General features: G+C 70.4%; 15 protein-coding genes. 4 read left to right on the plus strand and 11 right to left on the minus strand.

All coding sequences use genetic code 11. The features are described from left to right. Positions 1 to 27: 27 nt before the first annotated feature. Positions 28 to 1,572, minus strand: a complete 1,545-nt coding sequence (locus ABDW61_RS15605; RefSeq protein WP_343639915.1) for a methyl-accepting chemotaxis protein — start codon at positions 1,570 to 1,572, stop codon at positions 28 to 30. Positions 1,573 to 1,815: 243 nt separating this feature from the next. On the opposite strand from ABDW61_RS15605, the gene ABDW61_RS15610 reads away from it, so the two are divergent. After that, entirely contained in the window at positions 1,816 to 4,755 is a 2,940-nt protein-coding gene (locus ABDW61_RS15610; protein ID WP_343639917.1) for a diguanylate cyclase, read from the plus strand. Here the strand turns inward: ABDW61_RS15610 and ABDW61_RS15615 are convergent. From ABDW61_RS15615 to yqhD, 3 genes are all read right to left on the minus strand, one after another. Further along, positions 4,752 to 5,531: a polysaccharide deacetylase family protein gene (locus ABDW61_RS15615; protein WP_343639919.1), complete on the minus strand. Its 780-nt coding sequence runs from the start codon at positions 5,529 to 5,531 to the stop codon at positions 4,752 to 4,754. The genes ABDW61_RS15610 and ABDW61_RS15615 overlap by 4 nt on opposite strands. Positions 5,532 to 5,608: 77 nt before the next feature. Further along, positions 5,609 to 6,514 carry an AraC family transcriptional regulator gene (locus ABDW61_RS15620; RefSeq protein ID WP_343639920.1) on the minus strand — a complete coding sequence of 302 codons (906 nt, stop codon included), beginning with the start codon at positions 6,512 to 6,514 and terminating at the stop codon, positions 5,609 to 5,611. A gap of 69 nt (positions 6,515 to 6,583) precedes the next feature. After that, positions 6,584 to 7,747, minus strand: a complete 1,164-nt coding sequence (yqhD, locus tag ABDW61_RS15625; RefSeq protein ID WP_343639922.1) for an alcohol dehydrogenase — start codon at positions 7,745 to 7,747, stop codon at positions 6,584 to 6,586. A 253-nt stretch (positions 7,748 to 8,000) separates the two neighbouring features. On the opposite strand from yqhD, the gene ABDW61_RS15630 reads away from it, so the two are divergent. Then, on the plus strand, positions 8,001 to 9,413 hold the full coding sequence (locus tag ABDW61_RS15630; RefSeq protein ID WP_343639923.1) for a peptide MFS transporter: 1,413 nt from the start codon (positions 8,001 to 8,003) through the stop codon (positions 9,411 to 9,413). 146 nt (positions 9,414 to 9,559) lie between these two features. Here the strand turns inward: ABDW61_RS15630 and ABDW61_RS15635 are convergent, their stop codons facing one another. Further along, positions 9,560 to 10,528, minus strand: coding sequence for a hypothetical protein (locus ABDW61_RS15635; RefSeq protein ID WP_343639924.1), 969 nt, complete (start codon positions 10,526 to 10,528; stop codon positions 9,560 to 9,562). A 64-nt stretch (positions 10,529 to 10,592) separates the two neighbouring features. Between ABDW61_RS15635 and ABDW61_RS15640 the strand changes: the two genes are divergently transcribed. Then, positions 10,593 to 11,162, plus strand: a complete 570-nt coding sequence (locus ABDW61_RS15640) for a hypothetical protein (RefSeq protein WP_343639925.1) — start codon at positions 10,593 to 10,595, stop codon at positions 11,160 to 11,162. Positions 11,163 to 11,522: 360 nt separating this feature from the next. Beyond that, a complete protein-coding gene (locus ABDW61_RS15645) occupies positions 11,523 to 13,121 on the plus strand; it encodes a methyl-accepting chemotaxis protein (RefSeq protein WP_343639926.1) in 1,599 nt (532 codons plus the stop codon). Positions 13,122 to 13,153: 32 nt separating this feature from the next. On the opposite strand, the gene ABDW61_RS15650 is transcribed toward ABDW61_RS15645, so the two are convergent. The 6 genes from ABDW61_RS15650 to ABDW61_RS15675 form a co-directional block, all read right to left on the minus strand. Then, a complete protein-coding gene (locus ABDW61_RS15650) occupies positions 13,154 to 14,866 on the minus strand; it encodes a ricin-type beta-trefoil lectin domain protein (RefSeq protein ID WP_343639927.1) in 1,713 nt (570 codons plus the stop codon). 131 nt (positions 14,867 to 14,997) lie between these two features. Further along, complete coding sequence (locus tag ABDW61_RS15655) at positions 14,998 to 15,945, minus strand: hypothetical protein (protein ID WP_343639928.1); 948 nt, start codon at positions 15,943 to 15,945, stop codon at positions 14,998 to 15,000. 2 nt (positions 15,946 to 15,947) lie between these two features. Further along, a complete protein-coding gene (locus ABDW61_RS15660; protein WP_343639929.1) occupies positions 15,948 to 18,158 on the minus strand; it encodes a glycoside hydrolase family 3 C-terminal domain-containing protein in 2,211 nt (736 codons plus the stop codon). Positions 18,159 to 18,221: 63 nt separating this feature from the next. Continuing rightward, complete coding sequence (galA, locus tag ABDW61_RS15665; RefSeq protein ID WP_343639931.1) at positions 18,222 to 21,083, minus strand: beta-galactosidase GalA; 2,862 nt, start codon at positions 21,081 to 21,083, stop codon at positions 18,222 to 18,224. Positions 21,084 to 21,108: 25 nt separating this feature from the next. Further along, complete coding sequence (locus ABDW61_RS15670) at positions 21,109 to 23,751, minus strand: glycoside hydrolase family 2 TIM barrel-domain containing protein (protein ID WP_343639932.1); 2,643 nt, start codon at positions 23,749 to 23,751, stop codon at positions 21,109 to 21,111. Positions 23,752 to 23,763: 12 nt separating this feature from the next. After that, positions 23,764 to 25,809 carry a beta-galactosidase gene (locus tag ABDW61_RS15675; protein ID WP_343639934.1) on the minus strand — a complete coding sequence of 682 codons (2,046 nt, stop codon included), beginning with the start codon at positions 25,807 to 25,809 and terminating at the stop codon, positions 23,764 to 23,766. Between the last annotated feature and the right edge of the window lie 44 nt (positions 25,810 to 25,853).

Below are 25,853 nucleotides of genomic sequence, written 5' to 3' on the forward strand. Positions count from 1 at the left end.
GGCCCTGCGCCACGAGCGCCCGGCCGCTCATAGCTTGAAGGCGCCCACCACCTCGGTCAGCCGCCGGGCCTGCTGGCTGAGGCTGTCCGCCGCGGCGGCGGATTCCTCGACCAGCGCGGCGTTCTGCTGCGTCACCTGGTCCAGCACGTGGACTGCCTTGCTGACCTCGCCGATGCCCAGGCTCTGCTGGTCGGTCGCGGTGCCGATCTCCGCGATGAGGCGCGCCACCTGCTGGATCTGCCGCACGATCTCGTCCATCGTGCCGCCGGCGCCCTCGACCAGGCGCGAGCCGGCTTCGACGCGGCTGACGTTCTCGCCGATCAGCGCGCGGATCTCCTTGGCCGCGGTGCCCGCGCGCTGCGCCAGCGTGCGGACTTCGCCGGCCACCACGGCGAAGCCGCGCCCCTGTTCCCCCGCGCGCGCCGCCTCCACGGCCGCATTGAGCGCCAGGATGTTGGTCTGGAACGCGATGCCATCGATGACGCCGGTGATGTCGGCGATCTTGCTGGAGCTCGCGCTGATGTCGCGCATCGTCGAGACGATCTCGGACACGGCGCTGCCGCCGCGTGTCGCGGTCGCGCTGGCGGTCGCGGCCAGGGCCGTGGCGTCACGCGCCGAATCGGCGCTGCGCTGCGCGGTGGCCGCGACCTGCTCCATCGCGGACGCCGTCTGCTCCAGGCTGGAGGCCTGTTCCTCGGTCCGCTGCGACAGGTCCATGCTGCCCGTGGCGATCTGATGAGACCCCGTGGCGATGGAGTCACTGCTCAGACGCACCTGGCCGACGATGCTCACCAGGCTCTGGTTCATCGCGCTCAAGGCGGTCAGCAGCTGGCCGGTCTCATCGCGCGCGCTGGTGTCGATGCGCGAGGTGAGGTCCCCCGCGGCGACCGTCTCGGCGACCTGCACCGCCGCTGCGATCGGCCGCGTGATCGAGCGCGTCAGCAGCAGCGCGATCGCGACCGCGAGCAGCACCGCGATCACCGACAGCGTGATCATCAGCGTCTTGGCCCCGCGCGCAAGCGCGCTGGCCTGCGCGCCGAACTCCTCCATGCCGTCCGCCTGCGACACCGCGAACGCCTCCACGGCGGCCAGGTAGGCGGTCTGCGACGGCAGGATGTCCGACACCAGATAGAGCCGGCCCTCGTCGACCTTGCCGGCCTTCGTCAGTTCCAGGAGGCGGCTCTCCTTGTCGCGGAATCGCGCGCGGCTCTCGGTCAGCTTCTGGAGCGCCTCCTTGCCGCGCTCGCTGTGGACGGTCGCGGTCAACTGGTCCATCGCCTTGGAGACCACCGGGACGGACGCCTCGAGCTTGGCGAGCTCGCTGTCGACGACCGCGCGGTCGGAGGCGATCAGTGCCGTGCGGATGGCGCGGAGCTGCTTGTTGACTTCATTCTCGATGGACTGGGCCAGCTTCACCTTGACGAAGCGGTCGTGGAGGATGATCTCGGTGTTGGTCTCGACCGCCGCGATCTTGCTGACGCCGATGATCGCCAGCAGCGTGAGCAGCGCGATCACCGCCGCGAATCCCAGGGTCAGTCGCACACCGATCTTCAGATTGGCGAATGAGCTCACGATGGTCTCCGGTGGAATGGGGGCGTGCATGAGCACGGGGAGCTTGCGCAACACATTGAACCGCAGCCTTGCAGCGCATGGCCCATGGAAAGTCCTACCCGATGCGGCATTGGCACCACGGTCGCCATCGTGTGAGTTTCCACCGGCCGCCCGCGCCCCGCCTATGGGAATATTGCCGCTTCCCCTTGGAAGGAGCTTTGCGCCGAGATGCATGCCGTGTGCTGGCCCTGGATCGGGTGCGCCGTGTTCGTGCGCCAACGGTGGCTGCCATTGCGGTTGCCACTGCGGCTGCTGGCCGCCGCCGCGCTGTGGGCATGCGCGGCGCTGGCGGCCGCGCAGACGCCGGCGCTGCGCTTCCTCCAGAACAAGGACGGCCTGACCAACATGGCCGTCACCGCGCTGGCCCATGATCGCGACCATCGGCTGTGGATCGGCACCGAGAACGGCCTGTACCGCTACGCCGGCGAGCGCGTGGAGCCCATCGACGCCGTGGCCGAGCCCCTGCAGGACACCATCGTGGCCGCGCTCGCGGCCGATGCCCGGGGCCGGCTGTGGATCGGGATGCGGCAGCAACTGTTCGTCCTCGATCCGGGCCAGACCCGGGCCACGCGCGTCGGCGAGTCCGTGCCCGTGGACACCGGCGCGACACTGGCGACGGCGCCGGACGGGGTGTGGGTGCTCAGCGGGCGGCGCCTGCTGCGCGTGACGCAGCGGCCCGGCGCGCCGGTCCAGGTGCGCGTGGCGCTGGACGAGCATCGCGCCGGCCCGCTGCGCTCGCTGCTGGCGGTCGGCGACAACGAGCTCTGGCTGGGCTGCGGACGGACGCTGTGCCACTGGAACGGCCGCGAGCTCGAGCGCCTCGGGCCCGCGCAGGGCGTGCCGCCAGGATGCTGGGGCAGCACGCTGCTGGCCAGCGATGGCGCGCTCTGGGCGCGCAGCGGCAACCGGATCCTGCGGCGGCTGGCCGGCACCGAGCGCTTCGTCGACGCCACGCCGCCGGGTTCGCCGCCGGTGGTGGACAACGTCGTCGGGGACTGCCGCACGCCCCCGATCGCCGAGGACCGGGAAGGTCGCGTGCTGGTGTTCTCCAACGAAGGCCTGCGCCGCTGGAGCGGCGGCCAATGGCAACTGATACGCTCGCCGGCCTGGTCCGGGGCCGATGCGATGTCGATGAACATCGATCGCGACGGCGATCTCTGGCTCGGCACGACGGGATGGGGCGTGGCCCAGTGGCGCGGCTATCGCCACTGGCGCAACTGGACGACCGAGCTGGGCAGCGCCTGGGGGGACACCTGGGGTTTCTCCGCCGGCGACCCGGGCAGTCTGTGGATGGCCAGCAACCGCGGCGCGCTGCACTTCGACGCGCGGGCCGGCCGCCTGCTGCCGGCGCCGCCGGACGGGCAGGCGGTGTCGAGCTTCGAGCGCGACGGGCAGGGGCGGCTGTGGTCCGGCACCTTCGAAGGCACGCTCCGCCGCCTGGACGGCCGGCACGGCTGGCGGCCGGTCGCGCACGGCCTGCCAGAGATCCGCGCCCTGATGCTGGACAGCCCCGGCCAACTGATGATCGGGACGCAAGGCGGCGTGTACTCGATCGATCCGCGCGACGCGAATGCCCGCCCCACGCGCTGGGAGGGACTGGCGGACGAGCGCCGCTCCGGCAATGGCGTCTATCGCCTGTGCAGAAGCGCCGGCCGGCTCTGGGTCTCGGCGCACCAGGGGCTGTTCTGGACGGCGCCGGGCCAGCGGCTCGTGCCTGCGGACGTGGACGGACTCCCCAAGGGCCGGGCGACCAGCCTGGCCTGCGGGACGGACGAGGTCTGGGTCGTGATGGAGCCGGGACAGCTGTGGCATGTCGCGCGGTCCGGCGGCGGCCGCTGGACTGCCGAGCGCCTGACGCCCGACGTGCTGACGCGCCGCGGCATCGTGTCGCTGATGCAGGACAGCCGCGGCTGGCTCTGGGTCGGCACCGACAGTGGCCTGATCCTGCGCACGCCCGCGGGATGGCGCCGCTTCGACGAATCGGCGGGCCTGGTCTGGCCCGACGCGAACCTGAGCGCGCTGCACGAGGACGTGGCCGGCGCCATCTGGGTCGGCACCAGCCGGGGCGTGAGCCAGATCGTCCATCCCGAGGCGCTCGTGGTGCCCGCGACGCTGGAGGTGGTGGTGGACAGCGTGAAGACCGGCGCGCGGTCCTGGCCGGCGCAGGCCGCGAAGATCACCGCCGCGTCGCGCGATCCGGTGCTGGTGGATTGGCATGTGCTGAGTCCGCTCAACCGCGATTCGCTGCGCACGAGCTACCGGCTGCTCGGCAGCGACGATGGCGAGGATGTGCCCTGGACGGAGGCCGGCCGCGGGGCGATCCGCTTCGACGGCCTGGCGCCCGGGGCGCACCGGCTGCAGATCATGGCCGCCAACCCCGACCTCGACACGCAATCGCCGATCGTCGCGCTGGAGATCGAGGTCCTGCCCCCGTGGTGGCGCTCGACCATGGCGATCGTCGCGGGCTGCGCCGTGCTGGCGCTGCTGTCCTACGGCAGCTACCGGTGGCGCGTGCGCGCGCTGCTGCGCAACGAGCGCACGCTGCAGCGGCTGGTGGGCGAGCGCACGCGGGAGCTCGAGACCTCGCGCGAGCAGCTGCGGGAGCAGGCGCTGCGCGATCCGCTGACGGGCGTGTGGAACCGGCGCGCGTTGATGGAGATCCTGGCCCGGGAGGTCTCGCGCGCTTCGCGCGAGCGGGTGCCGTTGACGGTCGCCTTGGCCGACATCGACCATTTCAAGCGCGTGAACGACACCCACGGCCATCCGGCCGGCGATGCGGTGCTCAAGGAGTTCGCGCGGCGTCTGGACGCCTCGGTGCGCCCTTACGACGCCGTGGGCCGCTATGGCGGCGAGGAGTTCCTGCTGGTGCTGCCCGGCCTGGACCTGCGCATCGCGGCGGACCGCGCGCGGCTGGAAGCCCTGCATGCCGGCGTCACGGCGCCGCCGATGGCGGTGGTGGGGCAACTGACCTGCTCGGTCGGCGCGGCCGCTTTCGATCGCGACGCGCTCGCCGACGTGGAGGCACTGATCGCGGCGGCGGACGCCGCGCTGTACCAGGCCAAGGCGGCCGGACGGGATCGGGTGGCGCTGGCGCCGCTGGCCGGCGAAGCCGTGCCCAGCGGCGGCGAACGCGGCCTGGCCTAGCCGCCGCTGGACTTCAGGCCGCTGGCGGGCGGCTCATCGGCCCATTGCAGATGCACGACGCGGTAGCCATGCGCCTTGATCGTGCGCAGCAGCAGCGGCAGCGCCGCCGCGGTGCGGTCCTGCGCATCATGCAGCAGCACGATGCCGCCGCGCGAGGCGGCCAGGCGCTGCGTCAGCTTGTCGGCCATCTGCTGCGCGGTCTGCGGCTCCCAGTCCTCGACGCCCAGGTCCACCGACATCACCGTGGTGCGCGACGCGGCGAGCGCCCCGCGCAGGAAGGGCGTCTCCTCGAGGAAGGGAAAGCGATAGGCGGGCGCGGTGCCGCCGAGGACCTCGCGATAGGCCGCCTCGAGCGCGCGCAGATCGGCCAGTTGTGCCGCCTCCGTCAGGGCCGCGAAGTGTTCGTGGCGCCAGCCGTGCACGCCGACGCTGTGCCCCTGCGCCTTGACCTCGCGGGCCAGCGCCGCATGCGCGCGCATCGGCTCGCCGACCATGAAGAAGGTGGCGCGCACGCACTCGGCCCGCAGCGCCTTGAGCACCAGCGGCGTGGATTCCGGGCGAGGACCGTCATCGAAGGTGATCACCACCTCATCCGGTTGCAGCGGCAGTGGCGCATGCTGCATGCGGCCGTAGGCGGCCGCCTCGCGCGGCAGCGTCAACACGCGCGCGGTGCCCAGGGCGTCGTCGCCGCAGGCAGCCGCCGCGCTCAAGGCGCTGCCCAGCAGCAAGGCTGCTGCGGTCACGCGCAACGGCCGCAGTGTCGATCCAGCGTTCATCCTGTCTCCTTCATGCTTGTTCGTGGCTTGGATTCGTCATGCATTGGCGCGCCGCCGCAGCGCCCTGACGCGACGCCCTAACGCGGCGCCCTCAGCCGCGCCACCTCGTCCAGCGGCGTGGCGCCGAAGTAGCGCTTGAACTCGCGGCTGAACTGCGACGGGCTTTCGTAGCCGACGCGGGTGGCCGCGACGCCGGCCTTCACGCCTTCGTTGAGCATGATCAGCCGCGCCTTGTGCAGCTTGTAGCTCTTCACGTACTGCAGCGGCGAGGTGTTCGTGACCGCCTTGAAGTTGTGATGGAAGGCCGACACGCTCATGTTCACCAGCTTGGCGAGCTGCTCGACGTTGAGCGGCTTGGCGTAATTCGACTCGATGTGCTGCAGCGCCTTCGTCACCTGAGCGAAGTGCGTGTGCCGGTGGGCCAGCGCCTGCAGCGCCGCGCCGCTTTCGCCGCACAGCACGTGGTAGATGATCTCCTTGATGATCAGCCGGCCCAGCACCTTGGCATCGCGCGGATGGTTCATCGCATCGACCAGCCGCTCGAGCGCGCACAGCACCTCCTCGGTGAAGCGGGCGCTGTTGACGCCGGGGCAGTCCAGCGTGGCGGGACGGTCGAAGTCCTCGTCCTCGAGGTCGATCAGCAACTCCTGCAGCATCGCGGTGTCGATGTCGATCGACACACCGACGAAGGGCTCCTTGCGGCTCGCGATGGTCTGGCATTCGAAGGGGAGCGGGACCGTCAGCAGCAGGTAGTTGTCGGCGTCATAGCGGAAGCTGCGGTCGCCCACATGCCCCACCTTCGCGCCCTGCGCGACGATGACGATGGAGGGCTCGTAGAGCACCGGCGTGCGGGGATGCGGCGTGTCGGTGTAGAGCACGCGGACGCCGGCCACCGGGGAGGGCGTCGAGAACGCCCCCGTCGAGAAGCGGGTCGCCGCATCGATGATGCGCCGGCGGATGCTGTCGTTGAGGGTGGTCGCCATGGGGCCTCGAAGGACATCGGGCGCGAGCGGCCTCAGGCCGCCCGCGCCGCGGGAAGGGGCGGGTCCGGATCAGCGGGCCGCTTCGAGGATGCGCTGGCTGTCCTCGGGGCGGATGTCCTGGTGCTCGCCCAGCGCGGTGCCGCCGTGCTCCTTGAGCTTGGCGATGATCGCCGGGATGGTGCTGCCATCGAGCCCGTAGGCCGACAGGCGCGTGCCGACGCCCAGCCGCTCGAAGAATGCGCGCGTTGCCGCGATGGCGCCGTCGATGCGCTGCTCTTCGCTGCCGTCACGCAGGCCCCAGACGCGGTCCGCGTACTGCAGCAGCTTGGCGCGCTTCTGCTCCTTCTTGTAGGCCAGCAGCGAGGGCAGCACGATCGCCAGCGTCTGCGCGTGGTCCAGGCCATGCATCGCGGTCAGCTCGTGGCCGATCATGTGCGTGGCCCAGTCCTGCGGCACGCCCGCGCCGATCAGCCCGTTGAGCGCCTGCGTCGCGCTCCACATCACGTTCGCTCGAACGTCGTAGTTCTGCGGCTCGGTCAGCGCGCGCGGGCCTTCCTCGATCAGCGTCAGCAGGATGCCCTCGGAGAAGCGGTCCTGGATGCGGCCTTCGGCCGGGTAGGTCAGGTACTGCTCGACGGTGTGCACGAAGGCGTCCACCACGCCATTGGCCACCTGGCGGGCGGGCAGCGAGTAGGTGCTGACCGGATCGAGGACCGCGAACACCGGGTAGGTGAACGGCGAGAAGAAGGCGAGCTTGTCGCCGGTGGCCCGGCGGCTGATGACGGCGCCGTTGTTGGACTCGGAGCCGGTGGCCGGCAGCGTCAGCACGACGCCCATCTTCACGGCGCCAGCGACATTCGCGCCATGGGTCAGCAGGATGTCCCAGGGGTCCTGGGCGGCGTCGTGGCGCGCGGCGGCGGCGATGAACTTCGTCCCATCGGCGACCGAGCCGCCGCCCACGGCGAGCAGGAAGTCGATCCGCTCGGCCTTGACGACGTCGACGGCCTTCATCAGCGTCTCGTAGGTGGGGTTGGGCTCGATGCCGGAGAACTCCAGCACGGTGCGGCCGGCCAGTGCCGCGCGGACCTGATCGAGCACGCCGTTCTTCTTGATGCTGCCGCCGCCGTAAGTGATCAGGATGCGGGCGTCCGCGGGGATTTCCTGGCCGAGCTGGGCGATCTGGCCCTTCCCGAACAGGATCTTGGTGGGGGTGTTGAGGCTGAAGTTGTTCATGGCTGCGGACTCCGTGGCGGTGATCGAAGAAGGTTCGATGCGATGGGGTGGATTGTTCGCATCCACTCAGGTCCGGGCAAGGCACGAAACTGCATTCGTCTTGCCCATTCCTGCTCGATCAGGGATGAATGGGCAAGGTCCGCGAGGCGTCCCGCCGCCGCCATGACGCTCGTCACACGCGGGCGAGTGCGCATTGCCGGGCGGCGCCGGTTGAGGGACAGTCGCGCGGTTTCCGGACTTCACAGGACTTGTCTTGACCACCGTCCCCTTGACCGCGGCCGCCGGCGCCACCAGCGACGCGCGCGCCCGTTTCGACCGATCCTTCCTGGGCCATCCCGCCGGCCTGGGCTGGCTGGCCTTCTGCGAGCTGTGGGAGCGCTTCTCCTACTACGGTATGCAGGCGCTGCTGGTGCTGTATCTCAGCAACTACCTGTTCATGCCCGAGCACATCGGCATCGTGGCCGGCATGGACACGCTGCGCGCGATGATCGAGCACATCACCGGATCGCGCTCGACGCAGCAGCTGGCCTCGGTGGTGTTCGGGCTCTACACGGGCTTCGTCTATCTCACGCCGATCTTCGGCGGCCTGCTGGCCGACCGCGTGCTGGGCCGCACGCGCACCGTCGTCATCGGCGCGCTGCTGATGGCGCTGGGCCATTTCCTGATGGCCATCGAAGCGGCGCTGCTGCCGGCGCTGGGTTGCCTGCTGCTGGGCGTGGGCTGCTTCAAGGGCAACATCGCGGCCCAGGTGGGCGACCTGTACGGCCCCGAGGACAAGCGCCGCGCCAGCGCGTTCCAGATCTTCATGCTGGCGGTGCAGATCGCCGTGATCGCCGCGCCCATCGTCTGCGGCACGCTGGGCGAGCGCGTGGGCTGGCATTGGGGATTTGGCGCGGCCGGCGTGGGGATGCTGATCGGGCTGGCCGTGTACCTGGCGGGCCGGCGGTTCCTGCCGCCGGAGACGGCGAAGAAGGTGGCGGCCGAGCGCGCGCCCAGCCCTCCGAGTCCTCCGATCGGGCGCCGCGGCGTGATGCAGGTGCTGCTGCTCGTGGCCATCCTGCCGCTGCTGATGCTGTCGATCGTTGGCAATCAGCAGTTCTACAACGCCTACCCGCTGTGGTCGCAGAAGTACATGGACATGGCCGTGGGCGGTTTCCTGGTGCCGGTGACCTGGCTGCAGTCCGTCGACGCGACGGTGAGCTTCCTGACCATGCTGGGATCGATCGCGTTCTGGCGCTGGTGGGCGACGCGGCGGCGCGAGCCCGACGAGGTCACGAAGATCGCGCTGGGCTGCTTCGTGGCGGCGGGCGCGCCGGCGCTGCTGCTGATTCCGGCGATGTCGCTCGAGGCCGGGGGGGCCAAGATCAGCATCCTGTGGACCTTCGCCTACACGCTGGTGAATGACATCGGCTTCGCCAACATCATGCCGGTGGGGTTGGCGCTGTACTCGCGCGCGGCGCCGCGCGGGCTGCAGGGCGTGATGATCGGGATCTACTACCTGCATCTGTTCTTCGGGAACATGTTCGTCGGGTGGCTCGCCGGGCTGCTGGAGGTGCTGCCGGGCTCGCAGTTCTGGACGCTGCATGCGGCGCTCGTGGGCAGCGCGGGCGTGGCCATGCTGCTGGTGAAGCTGCTGTTCGGGCGCTTGCTGGCGCCGCAGGAGTAGCGGACTGCGACCGCCGCTGGCCCTCACCCCTCCGTCTGCCGCAAGCGGGCGAGGGGGTCATACCGGCCGGCGCGCTTCTTGCACCCTCTCCCGAGATGCGGGAGAGGGCGGGGTGAGGGCCAGCAGTGCCGCGCAGTCAGGTCGCCTCAGCGCGGGAGCGGTGCCGGATTCGCCAGATAGGCCTTGAACAGCCGTGCGAACTGCCCGCCGTCGGTCGTGATGTTGGCCGAAGCGCTGCCGCCTCCGCTGAACACGATCGCAAACACGCCACTGGCCGTGTACTCGCTCGCGTGGGTCAGCATGTACTGGACGTGGTTGTCGCGGTAGTGCCCGGGCGTTCCGCCCGGCGTCGACGACGGCACGCCCATCGGCGTCTGCCAGAACAGGATCGGCAGGTTCCCGAGCTTGCTTCTCACCGCCGCCCATTGCGCGAGGTCCTGATGGAAGTTGGGCGTCGCGACGTTGTTCTCATCCCAGTAGAACGGGCCATTGCCGCGCCCCGCGCATTCGGCCGGCGGCGGGGACACTTCGAAGCAGCCTGCATCGCGGTCGCTCGTCTGGCCGACCATGAAGTCCGCCTTGTCCGCGCCCAGCTTCAGCATGAAGGCGCCGACCGCCGTGGCATCGCGCCCCCAGAACGACGGCGGGAACCCGATCTTGGCCTTGGGCGCGTAGGCCCGTCCCAGCGCCAGCAGGCAGCCGGCCATGCCGACGGCGTTGTCCGGCTGGCCGGCGCATTCCGCGACCTGGCTCACGCGCGCCGGCAGCTTCGTGGGGTCGGCGCCCGGCGCGCCGGTCATCACGAAGCCCCAGAAGTCCGGCTCCAGGTTGACCAGCGTTGGCAGGCCGGTCGCGCCGATCTTCTGATACATCAGCTTGACCTGCGCCCAGTAGCTGGACATGAAGGAGGCGTCGTTGATCGCGGCGAGGTTCCCTTCACCCCGTGACGCCATCTGGTACAGCGTGAACATCGGCACCGCGCCGGCGGCAGAGACGTTGGCCGAGACGTAAGTGACGTAGGCGCCGCTGGGACTGTTCCAGCTCGGCCAGGACCCGTCGCCGACACCAACCAGATAGGTGTCGATGATGTCCGGACGGATCTGCTGCGCCGTCATCTCAGCGATCGGATTACCCGCCCCCAGGCCGCCCAGCAACCGGTTGGGAGCGCCCAGCGCCGCCGTGATCGACGATGAAGGAGCCGGCGACGGCGATGGCGATGGCGACGGCGACGGCGATGGCGATGGCGATGGCGATGGCGACGGCGACGGCGATGGCGATGGCGATGGCGATGGCGACGGCGATGGCGATGGCGATGGCGACGGCGATGGCGATGGCGATGGCGACGGCGATGGCGACGGCGACGGCGATGGCGATGGCGACGGCGATGGCGACGGCGATGGCGACGGCGATGGCGACGGCGATGGCGACGGCGATGGCGATGGCGACGGCGATGGCGACGGCGATGGCGATGGCGACGGCGATGGCGATGGCGATGGCGATGGCGACGGCGATGGCGATGGCGACGGCGATGGCGATGGCGACGGCGATGGCGATGGCGATGGCGATGCGGCCGGTGAAGGGGCTGGCGCGGTGCCCAGCGGGGGCGTGGTCGCCTCCGTGCCTGGCGACGCCGCCGATCCTCCCCCGCCGCAGGAGGCCAGGCCTGCCATCAGAAGGGCGAGCGCGAGCCGCTGGACCACGGGCGTGGCGTTCGGAGTGGTCGACATGATTTCCTTTCGAATGATGTGAAGCGTCATGCGCGCGAGGCCGTGATATCTCCGTTGCAACTCGGATGCGTCGCGCCAACAAAATTTGTCAACGTTGTCATCCCGGGCGGACGAGGAATGTCAGTCGGGCAAGGAGTTACCGCCTCGCGCGTCGTGCGCGCGAAGGCTTGCAATTCGCGGGCCAGCCGCAGGCCTCGCGACAAAGGCATTCATGCCCCCGAACGCAGCGACTTCGGGGCATCGGAATGGGGGGACTGCGAGCCCCGGGGCCATGACTTGCGAGCGCGCGGCCCCTAAGCTGGTGGAGGTCGCTGGGACGACTGATCGCGCCGGAGCGGTTCGAGCGCGATCGATTCGCGCTTCCGCAAGAAGGAGCTCCGCCATGCATGCGCTCGCCCGCCTCACCGTCGCCCGGCGGCTCACCCTCGGCTTCGGATTGGTCTCCGCGTTGATCCTGACCTTCGCGGCCGTGGCCTGGAGCCAGTTGGAGGACATCCAGACCGCCGTCACTCAAGTGGTCGACGACCGCTACCCGAAGATCGACGTGTCGCGCGACATCTACGACGCCGTGAACCTGCAGGCCCGCTCGCTGCGAAGCGCCATCGTGGCCGCCAGCCTGGGACGGCCGTCGGAGGTCAATGGCCAGCTGGACAAGCTGGACAGTGCAGTCTCCGCCAACCAGGCGCGCTTCGACCGGCTTCGGGGATTGATCAACACGCCCAAGGGCGATGAGCTGTTCAAGTCCATGATCGACCTGCACGCCGACTTCGGCCGCGTGCGCGCCGAGCAGGTCCGTCTGCTGCGCGAGGGCAAGTGGGAGGACGCCGCGCGGCTCTCGCTGGGAGAGGGCCGGGCCAAGCAGGAGGTGTTCTTCGCCAAGGTCGAGGAGATGGTCGAGTTCCAGGAAGGCCTGATGCGCACCGGCGGCGCGGCCGCGGAGGCGCGGATCGCGCACACCATCGCTTCCACGCTTGGCGTCGCCAGCGCCGTGCTGGTCCTGTCGCTGCTGATGGCCTGGGCCATCACCCGCTCCGTGCTGACCGAACTCGGCGGCGAGCCCGCGGCGGCGCGCGACGAGGCCCAGCGCATCGCCCGGGGCGACCTGACCAGCTCGATCACGGTGGCGCCGCGGGACACGGCCTCGCTGTACGCGGCGCTGCGTCTCATGCATGGGGCGCTGGTGGAGACCGTCTCGAGCGTGCGCCTGGGCAGCGAGTCCGTGGCCTCGGCCTCGGCGCAGATCGCGCAGGGCAATCAGGATCTGTCCAGCCGGACCGAGGAGCAGGCCAGCGCGCTCGAGCAGACCGCCGCGACGATGGAGCAGCTCAACGCCACGGCGCGCAACAACACCGACGCCGCCAAGCAGGCCAACCAGCTCGCCAAGGGCGCATCCACGATCGCCATGCAGGGCGGCGAGGTCGTCGGCCGGGTCGTGAGCACCATGCAAGGCATCAGCGACAGCAGCCGCAAGATCGCCAACATCATCGGCGTCATCGATGGCATCGCCTTCCAGACCAACATCCTGGCGCTGAATGCCGCCGTCGAGGCGGCGCGCGCCGGCGAGCAGGGCCGCGGCTTCGCGGTCGTGGCGTCGGAGGTCCGCGGCCTGGCGCAGCGCAGCGCCGAAGCGGCCAAGGAGATCAAGACGCTGATCGGCGACAGCGTCCATCAGGTCGACGAAGGGACCGCGCTGGTGGACCAGGCCGGCAAGACGATGGACGAGATCGTCGCCGCGATCCAGCGCGTCAGCGACATCGTGGCGGAGATCGCCGCGGCCAGCGTCCAGCAGTGCTCAGGCATCTCGCAGGTGAGCGATGCCGTCAGCCAGATGGATCTGGTCACGCAGAAGAACGCGGCCCTTGTCGAGGAAAGCGCGGCCGCCGCCGAGAGCTTGAAGAACCAGGCGCAGCAGCTGTTGCAGGCGGTGTCGCTCTTCAAGCTCGCCAACGGCCAGGGTGCCAGGCACGGGCCGCGCCACTAGGGCGCCCGGATGAGCCCGAGCGCCTCAGGCGCTCAGGGCTGCTGCTTCCAGAGCTGGCTGCTGGTGCCCTGGTAGCGGCTGGTCTTCAGCGCGCTGCCCGGCTGGGCGCCAGTGCCATCCACCGCCTGATCCGGAGCGGTGCGCAGCGTGAAGCGGCCGCTCGTGGCATCGACGCTGAAACGCTGGTTGGCGCTGCCGGTGCACTGCGCCACCACGAGGGCGGCGCCGTCGGCATAAGCGCCACCGTTGTCCAGGCAGTAGTGCGGATCGAGCATGCTGCGCACGAGGCCCGTGGCGGCGTCGTAGTGCCAGGTCTGGCTGGTGCTGCCGGCGTTGCAGCTGGCTTGCAGCACGGCGTTGCCCTGCGCGGCCCGCGACTGGTTCAGGTCCATGCACAGGCCCGACCCGACGTTCACCAGGCGCGTGGCCGCGGCCTTGGCGCCGGTGTTCGAGACCACTGGCGCGTACACCACGCCGAGCTTGTCCACCTCATCGCCGTCGCGGCCGTGGAAGCCGACGATGGCCCAGCCCGACGGCGCGGTGAAGGTCGTGCAACTGCCGCTCGTGCTGCCACCAGCCAGCGTGCGGTGCGCGCTGGTGGTGAAGGCGGCCGAGAAGATGCGGGTCTGTCCCTTGTACTGGTCCGCGCACAAGCTCGCCGAGGTCAGCACCTCGCCATCGGCCAGCGTGAGCGCCTGCTCGTTGCCACCGGTGCCGCCGTGTCCGAGCGGGAAGCCATTGGACAGTACGACCTCGACGCGATCGACACGGCTGCCACTGCGGATCTTGAGTTGGCGCACCGCCGGGTTGGCGGGCAGCAGGTTCACATCGTTGAAGCTGGTGCCGTGCGGACCGCCGACGGTGTCGCTCAGGCGGCGGTTGTCGGCGGTGCTCCACTTCCATTGCGTGGAGACCGGCCGGTGGTCCGACAGCTCGGTCCCGTTTGCGTCCGTGGCATCGGTGCGCACCGCGTAGCCGGACGGCGTGAGCGTGATCTGGCCATTGCCGCGGAACAGGACCTTGTCCACGATCTCGCAGCTGGCGCTGGTGAATGCCGGCTCACACAGGAGCGGGTCGCCCACCGGCGGCACGCTGCCGCCGCGCACGCCCTGGATCCAGGCGTCCGTGAAGCCGTGGCGCAGGAACTGGCCCATGTTGTCGCCACCGCGCGTGTAGCGGGTGTTGGTGTCGCCGAACACGATCACCGCGTTGCCGGCCGATTCCGACTCGATGTACGCGAGCATCTGCTCGACGTTCTTGCGGCGTGCGGCCAGGTCCGCGGTCTCCACCTGAGCCTGCGCATGCAGGTTGTAGATGTCGACGTAGACGCCTTCGGCCAGGCGCGTGCGCGCCATCGTGAAGCCCTTGGGCGTGAGGCAGTCCACGCCGTTGCAATCGCTCCAGCGCACGCGCGCCAGGTCGTCGAAGGGGAAGCGGCTCATCGTGTTGAGACCGCTGCCGATGCCGGCGCCACCGCTGGTCGGGGTGCGGAAGGCGTGGTCGTCGCAGGCGTCATACAGATCGGCGTGGTAGTTGAAGTCCTCTTCCACGTTGACGATGTCGAAGGCCTTGACGTAGCAGCTGATCTTCCTGGTCGCGGTGGAACGGTCGCCCGCCGCGCTGGAGGCGCCCTGAGGCAGGCCCGCGACGTTGTAGGCGAGGGTACTGAAGCTGCCGCTGGCGGCGAAGGCGCCACCGCAGGCGAGCAGCGAGGCCAGGGTGAGGGGGAGCAGACGAAGGTGCATCGGGGGTCCTAGGTGGATGCTTGATGGATGCTTGAAAAGCGCTCGCATCTTCTTCACCCAAGGTGACGCCCCAGTGGCGGAAATCTCTCCAGGACATCACGGGGCCCGAGGGGCCCCGGCCCGCCGTGCGGTCAGCCTCGCTTGCCTTGACGCTTGCGCCACGCGTCGATCACCTGCGCGGTCAGGGCGTCGGCCTCGCGCTGCTGATCGGCACTCAAGGCCGACGGCGCCGCGCCCCATTGGCCCATCAGCTTCTCCATGTCGGCCATCGAGATGCGGCTGGCCCGCTCCATCTCCGCGCCGGACATCAGCCCCTGGATGCGGAGCCAGGCTTCCTTGTAAGCCTGCCGCTGCACTTCGGTGATGCCCAGCGTGCTCGCGTTGAAAGCGAAGCTGTAGCTCGTGAGCGCGATGAAATCGCCGTCCTCCGCGGTCTGACGCGCATCGCGCTGCAGCCGGCCGCGGAGCTCAGGATCGATGGGCCGCCCGCTGCCGGCCAGCCATTGCAGGTAGGGCAGTGCCGCGTCCCTGGCGCCCCCGTCGTAGGCGCGCTTGAACAGCTCTCCCTGGCGCGCGATCGTGGCCGCGTCGAAGACCTGGCAGTGACGCTGGAAGTCCTGCTGCAGCCGGATCCGCTCCTGGCTGGACAACCCGGTGATCCGCTGAAGCTGCTGCCCCCCCGGCGATGGCTGGTCGCGCTCCCGGTACATGTGCTCCGCCGCCATGTCGGCGCCTTGGCAGGCCGAGAGCATGGAGGCGGCGTCCAGCATGTCGCGCGACGTTCCGGCGCCGTCCAGGGCCAGCTGAACCCTGCGCAGCGCCTCCGCCGGCGAGGCCAGCGGGAGGGGCGCCGATGTGGTCGCGGGCGGCAGCGTCGGCACTGCCGGCGATGCGCCGGAGGCGGTTTGGAAAGAGGGTACGGTGGTGCTCGATGGTTGGGGGTTCGCGGCGGGGGAGGGCGCCGGCTCGGCGGCTGGCGCGGGGACCTCCGAGCGCTTCATCAGCCAGCCGCCCGCGACGAGCACTGTGACGACAGCGATCGCGGCCCATGCCGCGCCTGAGGTCTGCTTCGATGCCATGTTCAGAACTCCCGGATTCGTGCGTGGCCGGTGATTTGCAGCGTCAGCGCCTGACCCGGCGCGCGCACGCCGGTGATGTCGGCCACGGGCTGTCCGCCGCCGATCCACAGCGCGACGGGGCCCGGCTCGACCACGCGCTGGCCGTCAGCCCGCACGATGCTCGTCGCCTTCGCGTCCAGGTCGACAACGACGCGGCGCGACTGCCCGGCACCGAGCACCACCCGGCGGAAGGCGACCAGCGTGCGTTCCGGCGCCATCGCACCGGAACGCGTCGCGTAGACCTGCACCACTTCGGCCGCCTCGCGGCCGCTCTCGTTCTTCAACAACACCGACAGTCGCGTCCCTTGCCCCGCCGTGACGCGGTCCTTGGCCAGCTTCGCCTGCGAGTAGCTGAAGCGGGCATAGCCCAGGCCATGGCCGAACGGGAAAAGCGGCTCGCCCTTGAACCAGCGGTAGGTGCGGCCCGCCATGCCGTAATCCTTGAACGGCGGCAGTTGCTCGACCGACTGGTAGAAGGTGACCGGCAGACGGCCCGACGGACTGAAGTCGCCGGCCAGCAGCTCCGCCACGGCCTGGCCGCCTTCGCCGCCCGGATACCAGGCCTGCACGATCGCCGAGGCGCGCCGCGTCGCGGCACCGAAGGCCATGGCGCTGCCGCTGAAGTTCACCAGCACCAGCGGGCGGCCGAGGCCGGTCAGACGATCGAGCAATTGCTGCTGCGGCGCCGGCAGATCGATCGAGGTGCGATCGCCACCAGCAAAGCCGGGCGCCGTCACCGGCATCTCCTCGCCTTCCAGCGCGGCGCTCAGGCCGCTGGCGAAGACCACCAGATCGGCCTCGCGAGCGGCGGCGACCGCAGCGTCCGGGTCGGGACGGGGGCCGCGGGGCTCCGACGCTGGAGTTTCAGGTACTGCGACCCGGTCGCTGCCATCGACCAGATCGATGCGGGCCTGCGGAAAGCGCGCCTTCAGTCCGGCCAGCAGCGTGACCGGCCGGGACGGCGTGCCGTTGTAGTTGCCCACCAGCGCGTCCACGCTGTCCGCGTTCGGGCCGATCAGGGCGATGCGCCGGGGCGCGGCCTTCAGCGGCAACAGGCCATCGTTCTTGAGCAGCACCAGCGAGCGCCGGGCTGCTTCGAGGTTGAGCGCCCGGTGCGGCGGCGTATCGAAGTCGCGCGCCGTGATGCCGGCGAAGGGCCGTTGCTCTGGCGGGTCGAGCAGGCCCAGGCGCAGCCGCACATCGAAGAGCCGATGCAGCGCCCGGTCGAGTTCCGCCTCGCGGAGCAGCCCTTGCCGCACGGCGGCGACGGTGGTGGCGGGAGCCCCGGTGCTGTTGACGCTGAAGTCGCAGATCAGGTCGGTGCCGGCGCGAACGGCCAGCGCCACGGCGGCCTCGGGCGTCTTCACGTGGTGGTGGGCCCCGTCCATGTGGATGTCGGCCACCGCGCCGCAGTCGGAGACCACATGCCCCTGGAACTTCCACGCGCCGCGCAGATAGTGCTGGAGCAATTGCTCGTTGGCGCAGGCCGGCACGCCGTCGACGGCGTTGTAGGCGCACATGACGGATTCCGCGCGACCCTGCGTCACTGCCGCATGGAAGGCCGGCAGATAGGTGTCCACCAGGTCGCGCGGCGCCACTTGCACGTCCTCCTTGTGGCGGTCGGCTTCTGGGCCGCTGTGCACGGCGAAGTGCTTCACCGCCGCCGACACGCGCGGCCGCCGCGGGTCGGGCCCCTGCAGTCCCTGGATGAAGGCCACGCCCATGCGTGAGGTCAGGAACGGATCCTCGCCATAGGTCTCCTGGCCGCGGCCCCAGCGCGGGTCGCGAAAGATGTTCACGTTGGGCGACCACACGGTCAGGCCGCGGTACAGGACGGAGGAGCCGTCGGCGCTCACGGTGGCGAGGAACTTGGCGCGGAACTCGATGCCGGTGATCTCGCCGACACGCTGCACGAGCGGCGTGTCCCAGGTCGCCGCCAGGCCGATGGCCTGCGGAAACACGGTGGCCACGTCCGCGCGCGCCACGCCGTGCAGACCCTCGCTCCACCAGTTGTAGGCCGGGATGCCCAGCCGTGGAATGGCCGGTGAATCGTGCTGGAGCTGACTGGCTTTCTCCTCCAGCGTCATCCGCGCCACCAGGGCGCGGGCCCTGTCCATCGAGGTGCCCGGCGGCGCGCCCATCGCGCCGGTGGTCATCGACAGCGCCAGCAACATGGCTGAAGCGGTCGCTCCGAGCAGCGGCAAGGAAGCCGGTTTGCTTGTGTGGTGCATGGCGCTTCAGAACGCGTCGATCGTCAAGGTCGTGGCCGGCAGCCCCTCCCCACGGGCGCGCAGCGTCGCGGGACCGCGCGCGCCGGTCGATTGCAGGAGCACCTGCGCCTGGCCGTTGAAGACGCGGCGCTCCCACGGCGCGGCTGGCGTGGTCACGCGCAGGGTCACCCAGCGTTTGCCGCCTTGCGCGTTGTCGGTCATCGCCCGCAGGCCGCCGGCCGGCGTGGGGAAGACCAGGACCAGCGTGTTGCGGTCGCGCCATTGCGCAGGGTCCAGGTCCACGACGCCCAGGCCCTGGTCCAGCCTCGGCGTCACGGCCTGGCCGTTCACATAGACCTGCTGGCCGGGGCCGAGATCGCCGATGAACAGCGTCGACCGTTCGCTGGCCACCGTGGTCGGCCGCGGGAAGGTGGCGCGCACGATGTTCCAGGCCCTGTCGGCGGGCTGCTGCTCGGGCGGCACCCATCCGAAGGGCTCGCGCCAGGCCTGCGCATTGGCGTCCGCGATCAGCGCCGCGGCGTCCTCCGGCCGATCGATGCCGCGATGCCCCCAGTCGCCCAGCGGCACGAAGCGATGGCGCTCGGCCGGCTTGTCGGCTTCGTGCGAGCCCGGATCGCCGTTGCCCATGCCGATCAGCCGCGCGGCGCCCTCGACCTCGAAGCCGATGCGCTGGCTGGCCGTCGGAACGACGCGGCCCTCGCTGTCCACGACGTTCACGGTGACGACCGCCACGTCGCTGCCATCGGCGCGGATCTTCTGGCGGTCGACGCTCAACCGCACCGCGGCCCCGTCGCCGGTGGTCGCCACGGTGTCCGAGGCCACCCATTGGCCGCCCTTGTAGCCGCGCGCCGTCAGCGTGCCCGGCGCGTAGGGCACGCTCCACTGCAGGTGGCCGTAACGCTGCAGCGTCTGGCGTCCCAGCGAGCGGCCGTTGAGCAGCAGCTCGACTTCCTCCGTGTTGCCGTAGACGCGCACGTCCACCGGCTGGCCGTCGCGGCCGGGCCAGTTCCAGTGCGGCAGCAGATGGACCATCGGCTCGGCGGTCCACGCGGCTTTCAGGTAGTAGCCGCTGTCCTTCAGCGCGCCGGTCGTGTCCATCATGCCGAACTGCGACGACACGGCCGGCCAACCGAAGGGCGTGGTCTCGCCCCGGTAATCGAAGCCGGTCCAGACGAACATGCCGGCCAGGAAGGGCCGCTCGGCGTTGAAGCGCCACGCCTCCTCGATCGTCGACGTCGACGTGCCGCCCGAGCGCCGGTCGTAGGCGGCGACCTGCACCCGCGCCGGATCGTCGGCATAGACGCCGCGGGTGGCATAGGTCAGCCCCTCCTCGGTGACCACCATCGGCCGGTCCGGGAAGCGGCGGTGCATCGCGTCGATGTCGTGCTGGCCCTTGTAGTTGAAGCCGATCACCTGCGATCCGACCGAAGTGCCTTCCACCTGACCCGAACTGGACGCCGCCAGCGTCGCCGGCCGGGTGGGATCCAGCCGCGCCACGATGGCCTGCATCTCGCGCGCCAGCCGTGTGCCGATCTCGGTGTTCTCGATCGCCCATTCCTCGTTGCCCACCGACCACAGGATCACCGAGGGGTGGTTGCGGTCGCGCCGCACCATGCGCTCGAGTTCGTCGCGGAGCTGCGGCGCAGTGCCCATCATGCGGTGCTCGTCGATGACGAGCACGCCGAGACGGTCGCAGGCGTCGAGCAGTTCGGGCGTGGCCGGGTGGTGGGCCGATCGGATCGCGTTGACGCCCATCGCCTTGAGCATCTTGAGCCGCGCATCGTGCAGCGCGTCCGGCAGCGCGATGCCGATGCCGGCGTGGTCCTGATGGTTGTTGGCGCCATGCAGCTTCACGGGGCGGCCATTGAGGAAGAAGCCCTCGTTGGGGTCGAAGCGCAGCGTGCGGATGCCAAAGGGCGTGTCGTAGTGATCGACGACCTGGCCGTCGCGGCGCACCCGCGTGGTCATCGTGTAGCGCTGCGGCGTTTCCAGCGACCATAGCCGCGGCTGCGTGACCCGCAGCGTCGCGGCCGTCGTGACGCTCGCGTCGGCGGCGGCCTGCCGCGCCGGGGTGCGGGCGCGCGCGACGACGCGGCCCTCGGGATCGCGCAGCTCGTGCTCCAGCGTGAAGGACGCGGCGGTCCCGGCGTCGTTGCGCACGGTGGTGTCGATCGCGACTTCGGCCTGCTGACCCTTGAGTGCCGTGCGCACGAAGGTCCCCCACGGCGCCACGTGCAGCGGATCGGTCTGCGTGAGCCACACATGGCGATAGATGCCCGCGCCCTCGTACCACCAGCCTTCCTGCGTGGTGGCATCCACGCGCACGGCGACCACGTTGCGCCCGCCGTAGTTCAGGTAGTCGGTGAGGTCCACCCGGAAGCTCGAGTAGCCGCTGGCCTCGCGGCGCAGGAAATGCCCGTTGATCCAGACCACGCTGTCGCGGAAGACGCCATCGAACTCCAGCGCGATGCGCTTGCCGCGCGCCGCGGCCGGGATGGCCAGCTCGCGCCGGTACCAGCCGATGCTGTTCTCCGGGAATGCGCGGCCGATCGCCTTGGAGCCATGCGGCGAGCTGCCGCGCTCGCTGAACGGCAGCTCCACCGCCCAGTCATGCGGCAGGTCGACGCGGCGCCAGGGCCGGTCGTCGAAGTCGGCCGCGGCCGGGCCGTCGCCGAAGCCGGCCTTGGCGAAGAAGAAGGGGCGCATGCCATGGTGGAAGTCCCGGGACGGATCCCAGGCGTGACCCAGCGCGAAGCGCCAGTCCTCGTCGATGCGGGTGCGTTGCCGGACGTCATCGGCCGCGGCCGGGCCGGCGGCGATCAGCATCGCCAGCGCCATCAGCCAGGCGGTGAACAGGGGTCTTCTCATGCGGAGGGGGTCGGAGGAAGGGGTTTCAGTTGGCTGGCTTGCCGATCACCCGCACTTCGCTGAGCGCGGCGGGATGGTCGGGGCTGACGGCGGGGAAGCGGATGCGCAGGAACCGGGCGTTGACCACCGGGTCGAAGAGCGCGAACTCGTAGCTCTTGCGCCCCGGTTTGGTTTCGCCGACCTGGCGCCAGTCACTCGCGTTGGTGCTGATCTCGACGACGAAGGCGGGCGCCTGGTCGTCGGGCAGGATCACCGACAGCCAGTGCAAGGTGTAGAGGTTCTCCAGGTCCACGGCCCAGAACGCCGGGCCCTCCTTCGCGGAAGCCCGCCACTCGGTCTGCGGCTGATCGTCGTTGGCGAGCGGTGCCTCGTGGCCGGGCTGCGAGCCGCTGGTCGACGTCGGGCGGCTGATGGTCACGTTGATCGGATCGCCCTCGAAGGCCTTGCGCGTCACCGGCGGATAGGCGACGACGGGCTGGTCCGGCGCCAGCGGCGAACGTCCCGGGACGAAGCGGTCGGGCCCCGTCGTGGTGATCTCCAGGCGCGCGGGCTTCAGGCCGGGCGAACTCGCCTCGATGACGGTCTTGCCGGCGAAGTAGGAGCGGAAGCTGATCGCGGCCTGGCCGTCGCGGATGGCCACCAGCGACTTGTTGCTGAAGCGGATGCTGCGTCCGGTGGGGAACTTGCCGGGGCCGCTCACGATGCTCAGCGTCACGTCCGGCGAGTTGCTCAGCGCGCGGCCCGCCTCGTCGCGCACCGTCACCACCAGCTGCGCATCGTCCAGCCCCTGCGTGCCGCGGATCACCGTCTGGCTGGCGGTCAGACTCAGCCCGGCCGGGGTGCCCTTCACCGGCCAGACGGGCGGCGGCACGCCGGCGTAGACCTGGCGATACCAGTGGTACTGCCGCTTGGGCAGGCGGAAGTAATCGATGAAGCCCATCGAGCCGAACTCGATGGAGGCGATGGAGCCATGGTCGAAGCCGGCCCACAGCGCCTCGCCCGAGCGCCACGGATAGCGCCACGAGTAGGCAGGCGCGGCCCCGGCCGCGCCGCTGGCGGGCGCCGACGGCGCCAGGGCCTTCTGATCGGGCGTGTCCGGCATCAGGCCGAAGCCGGGCTCGAACTCGCCGGGCCGGTCGGTCATCGTGGCGCCGTATTCCGACACGACGGACGGAATGCCCGGATCGAGGAACAGCGTGGCGCCATCGCCGTTGTAGCCGGCCACGTCGCCGAGCCGGTCGATCTCGCCGCGCTGCGCGCCGCCGATGGCCACCGGCCGCGTCGGATCGATGCGATGGAAGAACTCGACCTCCCGGCGCAGGAAGTCGCGCATCGCCGGCATCGCCTCGCCCTTGGTGAAGAAGGGCTCGTTGCTGGCGCTCCAGACGAAGACCGAGGGCCGGTTGCGATGGATGCGCACCATCTCCTGGACCTGCTGCAGCACGCTGGCCTCGAAGGCGGGGCGGTCGTCCGGATCGGGCGGGTAGGCGCTGGAGAGCCAGTTGCCATCGGCGCCGAAGCCGCCGATGCCCCAGAAGGGCGCCTCGGACCAGAACAGCAGGCCGAGCTCGTCCGTCGCCTGCGTGAAGGCCGGCGAGTGCGGGTAATGCGAGCCGCGGATGAAGTTGAAGCCGGCGTCCTTGATCATCTGGACGTCGCGGCGCGCGGCGCCATCGGTGACGCCGTCGCCCCAGCCGGCCTGGTCCTGATGCACGTTGGCGCCGATCAGGTAGAGGTGTTTGCCGTTGAGGAAGAAGCCGCGGTCGGCCGTGAACCTGACGCTGCGGATGCCGAAGGGGGTCTCGTAGCGATCGACCGGGCGGCCGTCGACGTACAGGCGGCTCACCATCCGGTAGAGATGCGGTTGATCAGGCGACCACAGCCGCGGCGACGCGATGGCGGGCAGGGTCTGGTCATAGGTCACTGTGCTGGAGGCCGGCACCGTGCGCTCGCTGCGCTGCATGGCCACGCGCCGTCCGCCCGCATCGAGCACCTCGGACACCAGCGCGATGCGGGCCGCCGCGCCGGGCCGGTCGTTGCGGATCTCCGTCTGCACGCGCACCGTGGCGCGGTCCTCGGCCACCTGCGGCGTGGTCACGAAGGTGCCGTACCACGCGACATGCACGGGATCGGTCATCACCAGCCGCACGTTGCGATAGATGCCACCGGAGAACACGTGCTCGCCGGCGCGCGGCGCGACATGCGCATTCCACTCGTTGTTCACCCGCACGGCGACGAGGTTGGCCCCGGGCTTGGCGAACGGCGTGATGTCGATGCTGAAGCCGGTGTAGCCGCCGACGTGGCGCCCGGCGCGGTGGCCGTTGACGAAGACCTCGGCGTCCTGGAAGACCCCGTCGAACTCCAGCGACACGCGCCGCCCGGCCGCCGCCGCGGGCAGCATCAGCTGCTTGCGATACCAGCCGTGGCCGACATAGAAGCCGGTGCCGAGGAAGTAGGGCTCGGAGAACGAATGCGGCAGGTCGACGCGGCGCCAGTCCGCCGTGTCGCGATCGACGGCCTGGCCGTCGGCCGGATCGCCCAGCGTGAAGGTCCAGTCGCGGTTGATGACCTCGCTGCGGCGATCGGCCGCCGACGCGGGCGCGCAGACGGCAAGGGCGGCGAACAGGGCGGCGCCGAGCGCGGCCGCGAAGCGGTGAATCGGGTTCATCACGGGTCGTTGTCAGGGTTGGACTTGCAGCAGGTCGACGCCGCGCGGCTCCAGCCGCAGCGTGCCATGCCAGTGCTTGCCGCTGAGCACGCCGACCCCGTCGCCTTCGATGGGCAGGTCCACCGGCGCGTGGGTCGTATTCACGTAGAGCACGCGGCCATCGACCGCACGGGCGAAGACGCCGTCGGGCGTCTTCGGGCCGGGCTCGATGCCGGCCTGCGCATAGAGCTGACGCAGCAGCGGCCGCATGATCTGCGGCTGGGCCGGCGTCGCCAGGTAGTAGGCCTTGCCCTTGCCGAAGCGATTGACGGTGATCGCCGGCGGCGTGCCCTCCAGGTTGGTGAAGCGGGCCAGCACCTGCGCGCTGGACGGCTCCAGCACCTCGTAGTGCGCGATCGTGCCCTTGATCTCTTCGCCGCCCAGCGTCAGCGTGCCGGCCGCGTCGTAGAACTCGTTGGTGCGCAGGCCGAAGACGTCGGTCAGTCCGCCGGGCAGCGGCGTGGCGTGCCACTGGTTGTTGTCGTTCACCTTGGCCGACTGCGCGGTCATCACGACCGTGCCGCCGTTGGCGACGAACTGGCGCACCGCCTCGGTCGACGCCCGGTCCAGCAGGTACATGCCCGGCAGGATGATCAGCCGGTAGCGGCTCAGGTCCTCGTAGGAGAGCTTGATGATGGCGACATCGACGTTGTCCTTGAGCAGCGGCTCGAACGCGCCTTGCGCCTGCTGGAGGTAGGGCGCCTTGATGTACTGGCGCACCGTGTTCGACGGGCCGTTGGGGCTGGTCGCGTGCACGTTCTCGAACGAATACGCGATGGCCACCTTGGGCTCGACGCGGCGCGGAAAGCCCAGCTTCTCGAGCACCGCGTACTCGCGCGCGATGGTGGCCCATTCGCCGAGCTTCCACGACGGGCGGTCGTCATGGTCGATCAGGCCCATCAGCGCCTGCTCCTCACCGCCGAGATGGCTGTTGAAGGTCCAGGCCAGCGCGGCCTGGCCGCCGAGCAGCAGCACGAAGTGCGCCCACATCCGGGACCAGCCCTTGCTGCCGTAGGACCCGCCGCCGCCAGCGGCGAACTCGTTGAACCAGGTCGGCGTGCTCATGCCGCCCTTGATCATCGTGGCCTCCCAGCCGCCGCTGACCGCGTCGCCGGCGTAGAAGCCCATCGCGCCATAGGTGGTGTGGCGGCGGTAGCTGCCGAGGAAGTCGAAGCCCTTGCGGCCCGACCAGTCCCAGTAGTTGGACAGGACCGGCTTGTCGGGCACGTTGTGCCGGCGCACCGCCTCGAGGTCGTCGAGCGTGGCGATCGTCACGTCGGACCAGAAGCGCCGCAGGTCCAGATAGCGCTCGGCCGGGCCGGGGCCGTCGGCATAGGGCAGGCGCACTTCGTCCCAGTGGCCGATGCGGCGCGACCAGCGCTGCGTCGCCCAGGCCTGGTTGAGCGCCTCGATGCTGCCGTAGCGCTGCTTCAGCCAGGCGACGAAGCGCCGGCGATCGGCCTCCGAGTACGACATGAAGCCGTTGCCGATCTCGTTGTCGTAGCCGACGGCCAGCAGCGCGGGGTGCTTCGCGTAGCGCCGGGTGAGCGTGTCGGCCATGCGGCGGGCCAGGCGCCGGTAGTCCGGATCGCCGATGTTGTCCATGTAGCGCTCGGCGGGCGCCAGCCGCGTGCCGGCCTGGTTGACGATGTCCGCGCCGGGGTAGCGGTGATGCAGCCACATGGGCGCCGGCAGGCCGGGGATGTCGAGGATGACCTGGATGCCGGCGGCCTTCATCTCGTCCATCACCGCGTCGAAGTGGCGGAACTCGAAGCGGCCCTCGGCGGGCTCGAAGTAGTCCCAGGACAGATCGCCCATGCGCACGACCTTGAAGCCGGCCTGCTTCATCAGCGCCACGTCGCGCCTGACCTGCTCCAGGCTGCGATCGACCGGCTGGTAGTTGACGCCCGCGAACAGCTGCCCGGGGCCGGGCCAGCCGGGGTGGCCCTCGGCGCTCTGGGCGAGCGCGGGCTGCAGCGCGGCCAGGGCCAGCGCGCAGGCGGCGAGGCGGGTCCTCATGGGGGGCTTCCTGGCGCGGCGGCTGGCAGCGGTCGGGCAGGCTG

Origin of the sequence: Roseateles sp., from assembly GCF_039595595.1 — a bacterium.
Classification (GTDB): Bacteria; Pseudomonadota; Gammaproteobacteria; order Burkholderiales; family Burkholderiaceae_C; genus Roseateles.

Coding starts and splice junctions, on each gene's coding strand:
- ABDW61_RS15615 (WP_343639919.1), bottom strand. CDS start 5,531: ATGAACGCTGGATCGACACTGCGGCCGTTGCGCGTGACCGCAGCAGCC.
- ABDW61_RS15620 (WP_343639920.1), bottom strand. CDS start 6,514: ATGGCGACCACCCTCAACGACAGCATCCGCCGGCGCATCATCGATGCG.
- yqhD (WP_343639922.1), bottom strand. CDS start 7,747: ATGAACAACTTCAGCCTCAACACCCCCACCAAGATCCTGTTCGGGAAG.
- ABDW61_RS15635 (WP_343639924.1), bottom strand. CDS start 10,528: ATGACGGCGCAGCAGATCCGTCCGGACATCATCGACACCTATCTGGTT.
- ABDW61_RS15645 (WP_343639926.1), top strand. CDS start 11,523: ATGCATGCGCTCGCCCGCCTCACCGTCGCCCGGCGGCTCACCCTCGGC.
- ABDW61_RS15650 (WP_343639927.1), bottom strand. CDS start 14,866: ATGCACCTTCGTCTGCTCCCCCTCACCCTGGCCTCGCTGCTCGCCTGC.
- ABDW61_RS15655 (WP_343639928.1), bottom strand. CDS start 15,945: ATGGCATCGAAGCAGACCTCAGGCGCGGCATGGGCCGCGATCGCTGTC.
- ABDW61_RS15660 (WP_343639929.1), bottom strand. CDS start 18,158: ATGTTGCTGGCGCTGTCGATGACCACCGGCGCGATGGGCGCGCCGCCG.
- galA (WP_343639931.1), bottom strand. CDS start 21,083: ATGAGAAGACCCCTGTTCACCGCCTGGCTGATGGCGCTGGCGATGCTG.
- ABDW61_RS15670 (WP_343639932.1), bottom strand. CDS start 23,751: ATGAACCCGATTCACCGCTTCGCGGCCGCGCTCGGCGCCGCCCTGTTC.
- ABDW61_RS15675 (WP_343639934.1), bottom strand. CDS start 25,809: ATGAGGACCCGCCTCGCCGCCTGCGCGCTGGCCCTGGCCGCGCTGCAG.